This window comes from Streptomyces sp. NPDC096013, assembly GCF_044763565.1.
In the GTDB taxonomy this organism is placed as follows: Bacteria; Actinomycetota; Actinomycetes; order Streptomycetales; family Streptomycetaceae; genus Streptomyces.
On the sequence record NZ_JBIWGK010000004.1, the window covers coordinates 715,358 to 730,287 of the forward strand.

General features: G+C 73.1%; 16 protein-coding genes. 11 read left to right on the top strand and 5 right to left on the bottom strand.

Annotated elements, in window-relative coordinates:
• Positions 1-62: 62 nt before the first annotated feature.
• Both ACIRB1_RS18000 and ACIRB1_RS18005 read left to right on the top strand, forming a co-directional pair.
• Complete coding sequence (locus tag ACIRB1_RS18000) at positions 63-1,079, top strand: fibronectin type III domain-containing protein (protein ID WP_403466190.1); 1,017 nt, start codon at positions 63-65, stop codon at positions 1,077-1,079.
• Positions 1,080-1,288: 209 nt separating this feature from the next.
• Positions 1,289-1,837, top strand: coding sequence for a hypothetical protein (locus ACIRB1_RS18005; protein ID WP_352179083.1), 549 nt, complete (start codon positions 1,289-1,291; stop codon positions 1,835-1,837).
• A 120-nt stretch (positions 1,838-1,957) separates the two neighbouring features.
• On the opposite strand, the gene ACIRB1_RS18010 is transcribed toward ACIRB1_RS18005, so the two are convergent.
• Complete coding sequence (locus tag ACIRB1_RS18010) at positions 1,958-2,494, bottom strand: PadR family transcriptional regulator (RefSeq protein WP_403466191.1); 537 nt, start codon at positions 2,492-2,494, stop codon at positions 1,958-1,960.
• 22 nt (positions 2,495-2,516) lie between these two features.
• Positions 2,517-4,532: an FAD-dependent oxidoreductase gene (locus tag ACIRB1_RS18015; RefSeq protein WP_403466192.1), complete on the bottom strand. Its 2,016-nt coding sequence runs from the start codon at positions 4,530-4,532 to the stop codon at positions 2,517-2,519.
• A gap of 196 nt (positions 4,533-4,728) precedes the next feature.
• Here ACIRB1_RS18015 and ACIRB1_RS18020 point away from each other — a divergent pair, with 196 nt between their 5' ends.
• The gene (locus tag ACIRB1_RS18020) at positions 4,729-5,475 is read left to right on the top strand and encodes a hypothetical protein (RefSeq protein WP_403466193.1); all 747 of its coding nucleotides are present in this window, start codon (positions 4,729-4,731) and stop codon (positions 5,473-5,475) included.
• 54 nt (positions 5,476-5,529) lie between these two features.
• On the opposite strand, the gene ACIRB1_RS18025 is transcribed toward ACIRB1_RS18020, so the two are convergent.
• Entirely contained in the window at positions 5,530-6,318 is a 789-nt protein-coding gene (locus tag ACIRB1_RS18025; RefSeq protein ID WP_403466194.1) for a putative protein N(5)-glutamine methyltransferase, read from the bottom strand.
• Between the two features lie 288 nt (positions 6,319-6,606).
• Here ACIRB1_RS18025 and ACIRB1_RS18030 point away from each other — a divergent pair, with 288 nt between their 5' ends.
• Positions 6,607-7,008, top strand: a complete 402-nt coding sequence (locus tag ACIRB1_RS18030; RefSeq protein ID WP_403466229.1) for a MarR family winged helix-turn-helix transcriptional regulator — start codon at positions 6,607-6,609, stop codon at positions 7,006-7,008.
• 34 nt (positions 7,009-7,042) lie between these two features.
• Here ACIRB1_RS18030 and ACIRB1_RS18035 read toward each other — a convergent pair whose 3' ends face one another.
• On the bottom strand, positions 7,043-7,765 hold the full coding sequence (locus tag ACIRB1_RS18035) for a GNAT family N-acetyltransferase (protein ID WP_403466195.1): 723 nt from the start codon (positions 7,763-7,765) through the stop codon (positions 7,043-7,045).
• Positions 7,762-8,688 carry an NADP-dependent oxidoreductase gene (locus ACIRB1_RS18040; RefSeq protein WP_403466196.1) on the bottom strand — a complete coding sequence of 309 codons (927 nt, stop codon included), beginning with the start codon at positions 8,686-8,688 and terminating at the stop codon, positions 7,762-7,764. The genes ACIRB1_RS18035 and ACIRB1_RS18040 overlap by 4 nt, the downstream gene beginning before the upstream one ends.
• Before the next feature lie 283 nt (positions 8,689-8,971).
• Here ACIRB1_RS18040 and ACIRB1_RS18045 point away from each other — a divergent pair, with 283 nt between their 5' ends.
• From ACIRB1_RS18045 to ACIRB1_RS18075, 7 genes are all read left to right on the top strand, one after another.
• On the top strand, positions 8,972-9,577 hold the full coding sequence (locus ACIRB1_RS18045; protein WP_403466197.1) for a sulfite oxidase-like oxidoreductase: 606 nt from the start codon (positions 8,972-8,974) through the stop codon (positions 9,575-9,577).
• Positions 9,570-10,325 (top strand): ferredoxin reductase, encoded by a 756-nt coding sequence (locus ACIRB1_RS18050; protein WP_403466198.1) that lies wholly within the window; start codon positions 9,570-9,572, stop codon positions 10,323-10,325. The genes ACIRB1_RS18045 and ACIRB1_RS18050 overlap by 8 nt, the downstream gene beginning before the upstream one ends.
• Positions 10,326-10,551: 226 nt before the next feature.
• Complete coding sequence (locus ACIRB1_RS18055; protein WP_403466199.1) at positions 10,552-11,136, top strand: hypothetical protein; 585 nt, start codon at positions 10,552-10,554, stop codon at positions 11,134-11,136.
• Positions 11,137-11,251: 115 nt separating this feature from the next.
• A complete protein-coding gene (locus tag ACIRB1_RS18060; protein ID WP_403466200.1) occupies positions 11,252-12,220 on the top strand; it encodes an acetylxylan esterase in 969 nt (322 codons plus the stop codon).
• Positions 12,221-12,230: 10 nt separating this feature from the next.
• Positions 12,231-12,635 (top strand): nuclear transport factor 2 family protein, encoded by a 405-nt coding sequence (locus ACIRB1_RS18065; RefSeq protein ID WP_403466201.1) that lies wholly within the window; start codon positions 12,231-12,233, stop codon positions 12,633-12,635.
• A gap of 99 nt (positions 12,636-12,734) precedes the next feature.
• Positions 12,735-13,901, top strand: coding sequence for a serine hydrolase domain-containing protein (locus ACIRB1_RS18070; protein ID WP_403466202.1), 1,167 nt, complete (start codon positions 12,735-12,737; stop codon positions 13,899-13,901).
• A 154-nt stretch (positions 13,902-14,055) separates the two neighbouring features.
• Positions 14,056-14,799, top strand: coding sequence for a GntR family transcriptional regulator (locus tag ACIRB1_RS18075; protein ID WP_352179097.1), 744 nt, complete (start codon positions 14,056-14,058; stop codon positions 14,797-14,799).
• Positions 14,800-14,930 lie beyond the last annotated feature (131 nt).

The window sequence follows — 14,930 nt, forward strand, 5'->3', positions numbered from 1 at the left end:
CGTCATATTGGTCCGGACCTTTGCAGTCGGTGGTGCCCACGCCATGCCGGGGAGGCAGAATCGTGCGACGCGTCCGTACCACCGCCCTCGCACTCCCCCGCACCGCCCTGCCGTGCGCGGTACTCCTGCTGCTCGCCGCGCTCGCCTCCTGCGGCTGGGGCGGGCCGGGCGACGAGGAGGACGGACACGCCCCCGGAGCCCCGGCCGGCGTCACGGCCGCGGCGGGGAGCGCGACCAGCGTGCACGTCATGTGGGACGCGGTGACGGCGGACCCGGCCGTCCGCACCTACGAGATATATCGGGGCACCACCAAGGTGAGGGAAGTACCGGGTTCCGAGCACATGGTGGATGTCATCAGGCTCAGGCCGTCCACCCTGTATGCCTTCACCGTGCGGGCCCGGGACAGCGACGGCCGCCTGGGTCCGCGCAGCCGGGAGGTCCGGGCGCGGACCCCGGTCGCCGTGGCGGCCGACCACTCGGCACCCACCCGTCCGGGCGCCGCCCAGGGCCGGGCCATCGGCAGCCGCGCGGCCCAACTCTCCTGGAACGCCTCGACGGACGACCGGGGTGTGGTGTCGTACGACATCTATCAGGGCGGGGCGAAGATCCACAGTGTGGGCGGAGCACAGACCGCGACCGTGGTGACGGGGTTGCGGCCGAGCACGCAGTACTCGTTCACCGTGCGGGCGCGGGACGCCGCCGACAACCTCTCCGTCGCGAGCACGGTCGTCCCGCTCACCACCGCGCCCGGCAGCGACGACGGGAGCGGCACCGCGCCCACCGACTTCCGCGCGGCGACGCACAAGGGCGACGACGGGGCGTACTACATCGACCTGTCCTGGGTGCCGCCGCGCACGGACGGAGTGGTCACGGAGTACCAGATCCGCCTCGACGGACAGCCGGCCACCTCGCTGGTCTGGGGCGGGACCGCGCCGCGCGGCCGGGCGACGTACAGCTTCTACGCGGGCGGGGACGCCGGAGTCAGCCACCGGGTTCGGCTGCGGGCGCGGTTGCCGGACGGTACCTGGGGCGGGTTCTCGGTGGAGCGGACGGTGACGACGGGCGCCACCGAGCCATAGGTGCTCCCCGGGGCGCCCCCACGCCGACCACCCACCCTCGGCACCCCCGGCCCCCTGACCCGGACGAAGGAATCCGTCACCTGCCCGGTCGCCGTCCGCTCGCGGTACGGCCCGGGGACGCGTTGGCTTCCTTGGAGGCAGCACGGCCGTTTCCCGACCCCGGCGGCGCAAGGGATGTTCCGCCAACCGTGCCGCCGGAGGGCAGTCCCATGCGCACTTCTCAGCTACTACTCCGCTCCGGCCTGACCGTGACAGCCGCCACTCTTCCCCTCGCCCTGACCGCCACCACCGCGGGCGCGGCATCGGGGATCTCCGTGAGCACGACCGGGACCACGGTCTCGGTCACGACCAGCGCGTGCTCCCAGAACCGCACCACCGGCGTCTGGGGCACCGGCTCACTCCTGACCAGCAGCCAGGGCAGCTTCGCCGAGGGCCGCAAGGCGACCCTGGCGGGGACGACCGTCAGCCAGTCCACCGCCTGGACGAACGTCACTCCGGGCACCTACACCGTGATCGTCATGTGCCAGAACGCCAGCACGCCCGCGGGCACCCAGACCGTGATCGTGACCAGGTCCACCACCCCGACCCCCAGGGTCACCGCCACGGCCTCGCCCTCGCGCGGTGTCATGGGCGGCCTCGGCGGTTCCACCAAGGACTACGGCCCGCTCACGCTGGGAGTGGGCGGGGGCCTGGTGGGTGCCGGCGTCATCGCGACGGCCTGGTTCCTGCGCAGACGCGCGAAGCCGTACCGCCTCTGACCTCCCCCGACCACGAGGGGCCGCCCGCACCCGGACGGCCCCTCCCCCATGTCCTGCGACGACCCGGCCGACACCGGCTCCGCGAACATTCCCTACGGCCGCTTTCCCGCCGACGCTCCCCTACTGCAGCTCCGCGAACTCCTCGATCGCGTGCGTGAGCCACCGCGTCCAGAACGTCTCCAGGTCGATCCCGGCGCGCAGCACCAGGTGCTGGAGCCGGTCCTGCGCGCTGTCCCGGCCCGGCGGGAAGTCGCGCTTCTCGATCTCCTCGTACTCGGCCAACTGCCGCTGGTGCAGGGCGAGATGGCGGCGCAGGTCCTCCTCGACACCGGCCGTGCCGACCACCGCCGCCGCGCGCAGCCGCAGCAGCATCGTGTCGCGCAGCGGCTTGGGGTCCTGGGACGACGCGGTCCAGCGGGCCAGTTCGGCGCGGCCCGCCGGGAGGACCTCGTAGCGCTTCTTCTGGCCGCGGGCCGGCTGCTCGGACGCGAGCGCCCTGATCTGGCCGTCCGCCTCCAGTCTTCCCAGCTCGCGATAGATCTGCTGGTGCGTCGCCGACCAGAAGTAACCGATCGACCGGTCGAAGCGCCGGGTCAGCTCAAGGCCCGAGGACGGCTTCTCCAGGAGGGCGGTGAGGATCGCGTGCGGGAGTGACATGGGGTCATCCTAGGGACGGCCCTCAGAGGGCCGCCGCGACCTCGGTGCCCTGCTTGATGGCGCGCTTGGCGTCCAGTTCAGCTGCCACGTCGGCGCCGCCGATGAGGTGCACGGACCGGCCGGCGGCGGTCAACTCGTCGTAGAGGTCGCGGCGCGGGTCCTGGCCCGTGCACAGCACGACCGTGTCGACCTCCAGGACGGTGCTCGTGCCGTCGACGGTGACGTGCAGTCCGGCGTCGTCGATCAGGTCGTACTGGACGCCCGGGACCATGGTGACGCCTCGGTACTTGAGTTCGGTGCGGTGGATCCAGCCCGTGGTCTTGCCGAGTCCCGCACCGACCTTGGTCGCCTTGCGCTGGAGGAGGTGGACGCTGCGGGGCGGGGCGGGGCGCTCGGGGGCGGTAAGGCCGCCGGGGGCCGCGTAGTCCATGTCGACGCCCCAGGCGCGGAAGTACGTCGCCGGGTCCTCGCTCGCCTTGTCGCCGCCGTCCGTGAGGAACTCGGCGACGTCGAAGCCGATGCCGCCCGCGCCGAGGATCGCGACGCGGTCGCCGACGGGGACGCGGTCGCGCAGCACGTCGAGGTAGCCGACGACGCTGGGGTGGTCGACGCCGGGGATGTCGGGGGTGCGGGGGCTGACGCCGGTGGCGACGACGATCTCGTCGTAGGCGTCCAAGTCCCCTGCGCTGACAGGGGTGTTGAGGCGTACGTCGACCTCGTGCTCGGCGAGCCGGGTGCGGAAGTAGCGCAGTGTCTCGTCGAACTCCTGCTTGCCCGGGACCTGTCGGGCCACGTTGAGCTGTCCGCCGATCTCGCTCGCGGCGTCGAAGAGGGTGACCTCGTGGCCGCGTTCGGCGGCCGAGACCGCGCACGCCAGACCGGCCGGGCCCGCGCCCACCACCGCGACGCGTTTGCGCAACCGCGTGGGGGCGAGGACGAGTTCGGTCTCGTGGCAGGCGCGCGGGTTGACCAGGCAGGAGGTGATCCTGCCGCTGAAGGTGTGGTCGAGGCAGGCCTGGTTGCAGCCGATGCAGGTGTTGATCGCGTCGGAACGGCCGGCCGCGGCCTTGGCGACGAAGTCCGGGTCGGCGAGCATCGGGCGGGCCATCGACACCATGTCGGCGTAGCCGTCGGCGAGCAACTGCTCTGCCAGTTCAGGGGTGTTGATGCGGTTGGTGGTGACCAGCGGGACCGAGACCGCGCCCATCAGCTTCTTCGTCACCCAGGTGTACGCCCCGCGCGGTACCGAGGTCGCGATGGTCGGGATGCGGGCCTCGTGCCAGCCGATGCCGGTGTTGATGATGGTCGCCCCGGCGGCCTCGACCGCCTTGGCCAGCATGATGACTTCGTCGAGCGTGGAGCCGCCCGGCACGAGGTCCAGCATCGACAGCCGGTAGACGATGATGAAGTCCTCGCCGACCGCTTCGCGCACCCGGCGCACGATCTCGACGGGGAAGCGCATCCGGTTCTCGTACGAGCCGCCCCAGCGGTCGTCGCGGTGGTTGGTCTGCGCGGCGATGAACTCGTTGATGAGGTAGCCCTCGGAGCCCATGATCTCGACGCCGTCGTAACCGGCCTGCCGGGCGAGGCGGGCCGCGCGGACGTAGTCCTCGACGGTCCCCTCGACCTCGTCGTCGGTGAGCGCGCGGGGCGGGAAGGGGCTGATCGGCGCCTGGACGGCGCTCGGCGCGACGAGGTCCTGGTGGTAGGCGTACCGCCCGAAGTGCAGGATCTGCATCGCGATCCGGCCGCCCTCGCGGTGCACGGCGGCGGTGATCTCCGTGTGCTGCGCGGCCTCGGCGTCGGTGGTCAGCTTGGCGCCGCCTTCGTACGGGCGGCCTGCTTCGTTGGGCGCGATGCCACCGGTGACGATCAGGCCCACGCCGCCGCGCGCGCGTGCCGCGTAGAACTCCGCCATGCGCTCGAAACCGCGCTCGGCCTCTTCCAGGCCGACATGCATGGAGCCCATGAGGACGCGGTTGGGCAGCGTGGTGAAGCCCAGGTCGAGGGGGTTCAGCAGGTGCGGGTAACGGCTCATCGGGCCCTCCGTGCGCGGTGTCGTGCCTCTGTTGTAGAGGACGGGAGGGCGTTTGTGCAACTAGTTGCATAAAGACCGATGAGCCCGCGGGCCCCGGATTCACAGGGATCTATTACCGGTTCTTTATCGGCCGCCCCGGAGAATCACAGGCAGGCGTGCCGGTGGGATGCCGCGCGCGGGGCCTAGGGAGCGAGCCGTGACGCACGATCCTCAGCACGAAGCCGGCGAGAGCGCGGCGGTGCCTCCGATGCCGGACCACGCCCCCGAGTGGGAGGTCCTCACGGGCCCCGGTGGCGCGGAGCACGAGCGCGTCGGCATCGACCGGCTGTGGCGACTGCGGTCGCGGCGGGCCCGCGCGGTGATCGCCGCGGCCACGGTGGGTGTGCTGGCGCTCGGCGGGACCGTGGCCTACGCGGCGACCTCGGGAGGCTCGGGCAGCGACGCCGTACCGGCCGCGGCAGCCTCCCCCTCGGGCACTCCGTCGCCCGGCGGTCCCGGCTTCCGGCACGGCGGCGGCTTCGGCCTCGGCGGCGCGGCCGTGCACGGCGAGGCGACGGTCAAGGACGACGCCACCGGCAAGTGGGTCGTGCGGATCTGGCAGCGCGGCACGGTCACGAAGGTCGACGGCGACCAGGTCACCGTCAGGAGCGACGACGGCACCTCATGGACCTGGACCGTGGCCTCCGACGTGACGACCCGGGGCACGGGCACCCTCAAGAAGGGCACCACGGCCTCTCTGACCGGCACCCGCTCCGACTCCGGCACCCGCCCCCGCACCGCCGACCGGGCCTTCACCGGCACCTTCGACCACAAGGGACCGGGCAACGGCCGGGGCACCGGCCCGGACGACCGAGGCCCCGGCCCCTGGGGCCGCGGCAACCACGGCCAGGGCCCGGGCGCTCCATCCAGCCCGAGCCCGTCCGGCAGCGGCGCCACGACCTGACAGGGCTCCCTGGCCCGAGCCAAGCCCCTCACCCGCCCCGCCGACACGGCACGGCTACTCAGCCCCCGCCGCCCTGACCCCCATCACCACATTCGCGTACAGCTCCTCCGACACCGCGACCCGCGTCTCCAGCCCCGCCCCCCTGAACACCCCGACCGCCGAGGGCAGTTGACGCTCGCTCGTCTCCACGAGCAGGCAACCGCCAGGGGCCAGCCAGTCGGACGCCCCCGTGGCGACCTCCCGGAGTATGTCGAGGCCGTCCGTGCCGCCGTCGAGGGCGACCAGGGGTTCGTGTTCGCGGGCCTCGGCGGGGAGGAGGCCGACCTCCTCGGTGGGGACGTAGGGCACGTTGGCCGCGAGGATGTCGACGCGGCCGCGCAACGCGGTGGGCAGCGCGGCGAACAGGTCGCCGGTGTGGACGTGACCGCCGTAGGGCGCGATGTTGCGGCGGGCGCAGCGGGTGGCGGCGGGGTCGATGTCGGCGGCGTGCAGTTCGACCGGGCCGAGGGCCGCGGCGAGGGCCGCGCCGACCGCGCCGGAGCCGCAGCACAGGTCCACGACGACGGACGCGTCCGGGGCCTGCGCGACGGCCTGCTCGACGAGGTACTCGGTGCGGCGGCGGGGCACGAACACACCGGGTTCCACATGGATGCGCAGACCGCCGAACTCGGCCCAGCCGACGACGTGTTCGAGGGGCAGGCCCGTGACGCGGCGGTCGACCATCGCGGCGAGTTCGCCGGGGGTGCGGGCGGCGGAGAGGATCATTCGCGCCTCGTCCTCGGCGAAGACACAGCCCGCGGCACGGAGCGCGGCGACGACGGAGGCGGGGGAAAGAGAGGGCATGAGAGCCGAGAGCCTTTCGGGAGGTAGCCGAAGGGCGCTCCCGCGGTCACCTAGCGGTGGTGATCCGAGCCGTCCTGAGGTGAGAGCACCCGGCCTGACACAGCGTTGATGGGTCTCACCTCCCGGGAGTTCAGGGCCGCGACCGTCCGCGACCGGGGAGCAACACTACCCCACCCCCCGGGCCCGCGAGAGGCCGCCTCACCCGCCGAGTTGTACTCTGCAACGACCAGGAGAGCGAGGGAGATCCCAGTGCGAGCGGACCAGGCCGTGGAGACCATCCAGCGCGAGATGACGGCCTTCGCCCGGCGCGCCCGGGCCTCGGCGGGCCGTCTGCACCCGGAGCTGTCGCTGGTGTCGTACACCCTGCTCAGTCACCTGGAGGAGCAGAGCGGCTGCCGGGCCACCGACCTCGCCGCGCACTACGCCCTCGACAAGTCCACGGTCAGCCGCCAGGTCGCCGCGCTGGAACGCGCCGACCTCATCGAGCGCCGCCTCGACCCCGAGGACCACCGCGTCCAGGTCCTGCACCTGACCGACGCCGGCCGCCGGATCCTCGCCCAGGTCACCGAGAACCGCCAGGCCGCGTTCCGCGAACGTCTGGCGGAGTGGCCGGAGGAGGACCTGGCCCGGTTCGCCGGTTACCTGGAGCGCTACAACTCCTGGCCCGGCGAGCCCACGGACGACGACTGACGACGGCCCGGTCGCCCTGGGCCGTACGGCGGTTCTACGACACCCCCACGGCCCGCGTCTCGGTGAGGTGTTCCGGCGCCCGGGCGGCGAGGAACGCGGTGGTCCTGCGCAGCCGGAAGCCGAGCGACTCGTAGAGGCGGATCGCGTTGGTGTTGCCCGCGCCGGTGTGCAGGAACGGGGTCTCGCCGCGTTCGCGGATGCCGTGCGCGACGGCGAGGATCAGACGGCTGGCGAGGCCCTCGCCACGGGCGACGGGGTCGGTGCAGACGGCGCTGATCTCGGTCCAGCCGGGCGGGTGGAGCCGTTCGCCGGCCATGGCGACGAGGGCGCCTTCGCGGCGGATGCCGAGGTAGGTGCCGAGTTCGACGGTGCGGGGCAGGAAGGGGCCGGGCTTGGTCCGCTCCACGAGGTCGAGCATCTCGGGGACGTCGGCCGGGCCGAGGACGACCGCCTCCGGGTCCGGTGCGGCGGCCAGCCCGTCGTCGACCATCTGTACGCCGTCGATGTCGAAGGTGACCTCCCAGCCGTCCGGGACCCGCCCCCGGAAGCCGAGGAGCGGGATCTCGGTGCCGGGTCCGGAGAGCGCGACCACGTCCGCCCAGTCGTCGGCGTCCGGCTCGTCGGGCAGCGCGATCCAGGGGGTCACGTCGACCGGGTAGCGCAGGATGCGGCCCCGCCGCTCGGCGAAATGGGCGTGCGGGCCGGTGAGGGCGGCGCGGGCGGGGTTGTCGAGTATGTGCCGTTCGGCGGCGCTCATGCGGCGACCTCGATCACGATCTTGCCGCGGGCGTGGCCTTCCTCGACGGTGCGCAGGGCCTCGCCCGCCCGGTCGAGCGGGAAGGTTCGCGTCACGTGCGGGTCGAGCTGTCCGTCGACCACCAGCTGTGCGACGGCGTCGAGGACGGCGGCGGTGCGGGCGCGCTCGACCCGGGCGCCGCCGAGCTTCTCCACCTCGGGGGCCGGTGCCCCGGCGGTGATCAGCCTGGTGCGGTCGGTGAGGAGGGTGGCGGCCTCGGCGAGCACGTCGCCGCCGACGAGGTCGTAGACGCCGTCGACGCCGTCCGGGGCGGCTGCCCGCACCCGTGTGGCCAGGTCCGGTCCGGAGGGGACGTGGACCGCGCCGAGCGACTCCACGAAGTCCTTCTTGCCCTCGCTCGCCACGCCCACGGCGCGCAGGCCCAGCGCGCGGGCGATCTGGAGGGCCGCGGAGCCGACGCCGCCGCCCGCGCCGGTGACCAGCAGGGTCGCGCCGGAGGGCAGGTCCAACTGACGGACGCCGTCGTAGGCGGTCGCCGCGGCGACCGGCAGGGTGGCCGCGTCCGTGAACGACAGCTCCGCGGGCCGGTGCGCGGTGACCGGCGCGGCCAGCAGCGCGTACTCGGCGTACGCGCCGGCCACGGCGCTGCCGAACACCTCGTCGCCGACGGCGAATCCGTCCACTCCGGCGCCGATCTCCTCGACGACACCCGCGGCCTCGTTGCCGAAGACCGCGGGGAACGCGTGCGAGCCGGTCTCGCCGGGCCGCCGGTATCCGGTGCGCTGCTTCCAGTCGACGGGGTTCACCCCGGCCGCGCGCACCGCGACGAGGATCTCACCGGCGCCGGGGCTGGGCCGGTCCACCTCGACGAGCGCCTCGGTCTCGGGTCCCCCGTAGCGCGTGAAGACGTACGCCTTCGGCATCTGCTCCCTCACTCTCCTTCGCAGTCATCGGATCACCGGCGGTCACCGCCCGATCACGGCCGGCGCCGCGACCACAGGCAGTCCGTGTTCCAGCCGCACTGAAGACCAAGGGCGATCACCCAGCGGCTATTCCCCTCCGCGCGGAGAGTTCATACGGCCGCAATGATCGGCGGTCACCCCCGGACCTGGGCATACCTCGTGGACGCGTACCGTTGAAACGAGAACCCACTGATCACGCTCGCCCGGCGGACCCGCGCCGCAGCGGCCTGGAGGCTCCACCCGTATGCACGTCACCCGAGGCTTCACCGGACGCCCGCGCGTCCCCGACGCCGGCCTGCCGCCCGGTCAGTACGACGCGGGCGACGACTGGCCCGTCCTGTCCGCCGAGGTCACCCCCGAACTGGCGCCCGCGGACTGGACGTTCCGCGTGGACGGCCTGGTCGAGGAGCCGCACACGTGGAACTGGACGCAGGCGCACGACCTGCCGTCGTCGGCCTACGAGGGTGACATCCACTGTGTGACGAGCTGGTCGAAGTTCGGCGTGCGGTTCGGGGGCGTCTCCCTGGACGCGTTCCTCAATGTGGTCCGGCCCCATGTGTCCGCCACACATGTGCTCGCGTACTCGCACACCGGGTACACCACGAACCTCCCCCTCTCCGACGTGACCGGCGGACGCGCCTGGATCGCGTGGGAGTACGACGGCAGGCCGCTGCCCGCCGAGCACGGCGGCCCCGCCCGGCTGCTGGTGCCGCACCTGTACTTCTGGAAGAGCGCCAAGTGGATCGCGGGCCTGCGCCTCCTCGACCACGACGAGCCCGGCTTCTGGGAGCAGAACGGCTATCACGCCCGGGGCAACCCCTGGGAGGAACAGCGGTACTCCGGTGACTGAGACCACCGCGCCCGAGACCCGGTTCGCGGTGCCGGGCCGTATCGCCGTGAGCAACCGCGCCGCCGCCGTGTGGCAGACCGCCACCCTCACCGAGATCCGCCGCGAGACCCCGCACGCCTCGACGTTCCGCTTCGCGGTGCCCGGCTGGGCCGGACATCTGGCAGGCCAGCACCTCATGCTGCGGCTGCGCGCCGAGGACGGGTACGTGGCCCAGCGCCACTACTCGATCGCCTCCCATCCGGACGGCACCGGGCATGTGGAGCTGACCCTGGACCACGTCGAGGGCGGCGAGGTGTCCGGCTGGTTCCACACCGTCGCCCGGCCCGGTGACGAGGTCGAGGTGCGCGGCCCCCTGAGCGGCTTCTTCGCCTGGCCCGGCGACCGGCCCGCGCTGCTCCTCGGCGCCGGTTCCGGCGTCGTACCGCTGATGTCGATGCTCCGCCAGCACCGGGCGCGCGGCCTGTCCGTGCCGCTGCGGCTGGTGGTGTCGGCGCGCAGCCCCGAGGAACTGATCTACGCGCGGGAGTACGGCGCGGAGACCGCGGCGGTCTTCACGCGCCGTGCGCCGGAGGGTGTGCCGGTGGGACGTATGGCCGCCGCACATGTGGCCCCGCTCCTGGCCGAGCAGCCCGCGGGTGGGTGGGAGGCATATGTGTGCGGCTCCAACGGCTTCGCCGAGCACGCGTCACGGCTGCTGGTGAACGCGGGACAGCCGGTGGACCGTATCCGCATCGAGCGGTTCGGCTGAGGGCCCGCTCCCGGACGCCCGCTCGCCGGGACCCGCTCCCCCGGACCCGCTCGTCGAGGCCGGATTACCGAGGTCCGCTTGCGCCTCCGGTTGAGCAGGGTGCCTCATAGGGAGTACGACATCTGTGTGGACGCTCGCATGCGTGCGCGGCGTCGAGGGAGCGGTGGCCCGGCCCTGACAGGGGCGGGTCCGGTTCCCCGGCACCGGTGACGGCGAGGAGGTCGACATGCGGACCCGGGTGCGGAGTCGACGCCGACGGCAGAATCCGTTGCGGCGCCGTTCGGATGTCGTGGAGAGGTGGACGGCGCTGGCCGTCGCCCTGCTGCTGTTCCTCGGCGCGCCCCTGGTCGGCGCCGCCGCCGGCCTGTGGGCGCACGACCGGGCCCGGACCATCGCCACCGCCGAGCGGGCCGACCGGCACCGCGTCCACGCGACGGTCATCGGCTCCCCGCCCGCCGACCTCCCCTCGGTCGAGGAAAGCCGCCCCCACGGCTTCCTGGTCGCGGTGCGCTGGACGGAACCGGGAAAGGCACCCCGCACCGCGACGGTCGCGGTCCCGACAGGAACGGGGCACGGCGACGTGGTCGACGTGTGGCTCGACGCCAAAGGGCACGACGTCGCCCCTCCCCCGGGCGAAGTCGCCGTCTGGCAGCACACGTTGACCATCGGCGTGTGGGCGGCGGGCGGCATGGCCGCGCTGGTCCTGCTCACCTCCACGGTGATCCGACGCGTCTCCCTGCGCCACCGGCTGGCCGAATGGGAACGGGACTGGGCCCTGACCGAACCGCAGTGGACCCGACGCCGGGCGTGACGCCGAGCGACAGGCCGGGACGGCAGGTCGGGGCATCGCGCGAGCCTGGCGAGTCCTCCGATGTCACACGTACGGTGTGATCATCCGCACCCACGCTTCCCAAAGGCGGTCATCGATGGCCCTGTTCGACCTTCCGCTCGACGAACTCCGCGCCTACCGCAGCGATTCCACGGAGCCCGAGGACTTCGACGCCTTCTGGTCGAAGAACCTCCAGGAGACCCGCGAGCACGACCTGGCCGCCCGCTTCGAACCGGTCGACACGGGACTGTCCACGGTGAAGGTGTACGACGTGACGTTCGCCGGGTTCGGCGGCCACCCGGTGAAGGGCTGGCTGCGGCTGCCGGCCGACGCGGCCCAACCCCTGCCGCTGATCGTGGAGTTCGTGGGGTACGGCGGCGGCCGGGGCCTCCCGCACGAGAACCTGCTGTGGGCGTCGTCGGGCCGCGCGCACTTCATGATGGACACGCGCGGCCAGGGCAGCGCGTGGGGCGGTGGCGGCGGCACCCCGGATCCGGTGGGCGGCGCGCCCGCGTTCCCCGGCTTCATGACCCGGGGCATCGACGCCCCCGAGAACTACTACTACCGCCGCGTGTTCACGGACGGCGTGCGGGCCGTCGAGGCGGCCCGTTCGCACCCGCTGGCCGATCCGGCGCGCACGGTGGCGATCGGCACCAGCCAGGGCGGCGGGATCACCATCGCGGTGGGCGGGCTGGTCGGCGACCTGGCGGGGATCGCGCCGGACGTGCCGTTCCTGTGCGACTACCCACGCGCCGCGCGCCTCACGGACCGCCATCCGTACCGCGAGATCGGCAACTACCTGAAGACCCATCGCGGCCGCACCGAGGACGTCCTGCGCACGCTCTCGTACTTCGACGGAGTCCACTTCGCGTCCCGGGGCCGCGCCCCCGCCCTCTTCTCGGCGGCCCTTGAGGACCAGACCTGCCCGCCCTCGACGGTGTTCGCCGCGTTCAACGCGTGGGCGCACGAGGACAAGAAGATCGAGGTCTACGACTTCAACGACCATGAGGGCGGCGGCCCTTACCAGGAGGCGGCCAAGCTGGACTGGCTGCGGTCGCACGCGTGAGGGGTGCCGTATGGACACGGGTGAGGCCGCCGAGCGGTTCGTGAGGGTCTGGGCGCGCGCCTGGGCGGAGCACGACGTGGACGCGCTGCTGGAGCTGTACGCCGAGGACTGCGTGCACCGCTCGATGCCGTTCCGTGAACCGCACCGGGGGCGGGCCGAGTTGGGCGGCTATCTCCGGTGGTCGTTCGCCTCGGAGCGGGTGAGGGAGGTGCGGTTCTCGGCGCCCGTCGTAGGTCGACATGGCGTCGCCGTCGCCGAGTTCAGGGTGCTGGCCGAGGAGGACGGTGAGCCGTCCACGCTCGCCGGGTGTGTCCTCGCGCGCTTCGACGGCGCCGGTCTCGCGGTGGAGACCCGCGACTACTGGCACACGGAGGCGGGTCACCGGGAGCCGGCCGGCACCCTGTTCCTGAACTGAGCCCACCACACCTTCCGGTCAGTCCGACCAGTCGGTATGTTCAGGGGGGTCCGGGCCGCAGCGTCGCGGCCCGGACGTCCGGCACACCGCGGAGGCCCCATGTCCGAGCACCAGCCAGCCGTCGAAGGCCACTGCGACCCCCGCTTCACGGCGGTGCGCGCAGCAGTCGAGGAGAACTTCCGGGACCGGGGCGAACTGGGCGCCGCGGTCACCGTCACCGTCGGCGGCGAGACCGTGGCCGACCTGTGGGGCGGCTGGGCCGACGCCGCCCGGACGCGCCCCTGGGAGCGGGACACGCTGGTCAACGTGTGGTCGACGACGAAGGGCCCGGTGGCCCTGTGCGCCCACGTCCTCGCCGACCGGGGCCTGCTCGACCTGGACGCCCCGGTGGCCGCGTACTGGCCGGAGTTCGCCGCCGCGGGCAAGGAGAACGTCCTCGTACGCCACCTCCTCTCGCACCGTGCCGGACTGGCCGGCCTGCGCGAGCCGCACTCCCTCGCGCGGCTCTACGACTGGGAGTCGACCACCGAAGCCCTCGCGTCGACGGAGCCCTGGTGGGAGCCGGGCACCCGGTCCGGGTACCACGCGCTGACCTACGGCTTCCTCGTCGGCGAAGTCGTGCGCCGCGTCTCGGGGCTGCTCCCGAGCGCCTTCCTGGAGCGCGAGGTCACCGGCCCGCTCGGGATCGACTTCACCATCGGGCTGCCGGAGAAGGAGGCCGGGCGTGCGGCCGAGCTGGTGCATCCGCCCGCCGCGTCGGCGAGTGAACAGGCCGCCGTCTTCAGCCAGTTGGCGCCCGTCGCCATCGCCGCGCTGACCAACCCGGTGGTGGGCGCGGCCGAGGCCAACACCCCGGAGTGGCGCGCCGCCGAGATCCCGGCCGCGAACGGCCACGGCACGGCACGCGCGATCGCCGCGCTCTACGGCATCTTCGCCGGGCGCGGCTCCTACGACGGCCACCGCGTCCTCTCCCCCGAGGCGGCCGAGCGGGTGCGCGAGGGGCAGGGCAGCTGCCGCGACCTGGTGCTCGGCGCCGGTTTCGCGCACGAGACGGAGGTCGGGCTCGGCCTGTGGCTGAGCGGCCCGAACGGATCGTACGGCCCCGACCCGAAGGCTTTCGGACACGACGGCTTCGGCGGCTCCTTCGGTCTCGCCGACCCCGATGCGGGGGTGTCGATCGGCTATGCGATGAACCGGATGGGGCCTCATATCGCCGACGACCCGCGGAAGATGGTCCTCATCGACGCGGTGTACAGCGCGCTGTGAGGGGTGATCGGCGCGGGTCGGTTTCGGCCTAACTGCCCTGCCGCTCTTCCCTGGTGGTTTAGACCAATGCTAGATCTGGTCGCGCAACGAGCCCGCACGGCTACGAATCGTCACCAGTTCAGCTCTCAGTCTTGTCACCAACAGGAGGCGCGGCATGGCCCGCACCACCCGCCACGACCACCCGACCGCCGACGACCAGCCCCTCTACGGAAAGGTGGCCGCGCAACTGCTCGGCGAGCTCCACGACGGCACCATCCCGCCGGGTGAACGCCTGCCCGGCGAACGGCACTTGGCCGAACACTTCCAAGTCAGCCGGGAGACCGTACGACAGGCGCTGGAGGTGCTGCGCAGGGACGGTCTGGTCTCCACCGACCGGCGCGGCAGCCATGCCACCCTGAGCGGACACCCCGTCGAGAACCCGTCCTCCCTCACCTTTCCGGTCGGCGCCCGCAGCCCTGAGCCGTCCGGCTTCGACCGGGCCACCGTCACCTGGGAGACACCCCCGCCCGATCACGCCGAGGCCCTGGGCATCGCCCCGCACCGGCCGACGCTGGTGCACCGCTACACGTCGGCGGCGGCCGACGGCAGCGGACTGCGGACGGCCGTCACGTCCTTCTCGGCGGTGGCACTGGCCGAGGTGGAGGAGCTGGCCCGCTACCGCGACCGCGCCGACGGCTCGGCCGCCGCCCAACTCCGGCGCGCCTACGACTGGATGCGCCGTGCGGGCCTGACCCTGCACCACCGTGACGTCATCACCCGGACCGCGCACGCGTCCTCGGTCCGGGTGACCCGGCGCGTGCACGACCAGTACGCGCGCCCGCTGGAGATCACCGACCTGGTGGTGGAGGCCCAACAGGAGGCCCTGATCTACGAGTTCACGCTCCCGGCAGCGGGCTGAGGCCAAGGAGTCGGGGGGGGGGGGGGGGCCCCCCCCCCCCCCCCCCCCCCCCCCCCCCCCCCGGGGGCCCCCCCCCCCCCCCGGGCCCCCCGGGGCGCCCCCCCAACTGGTGGGACGCCCCCGAGCAGCCC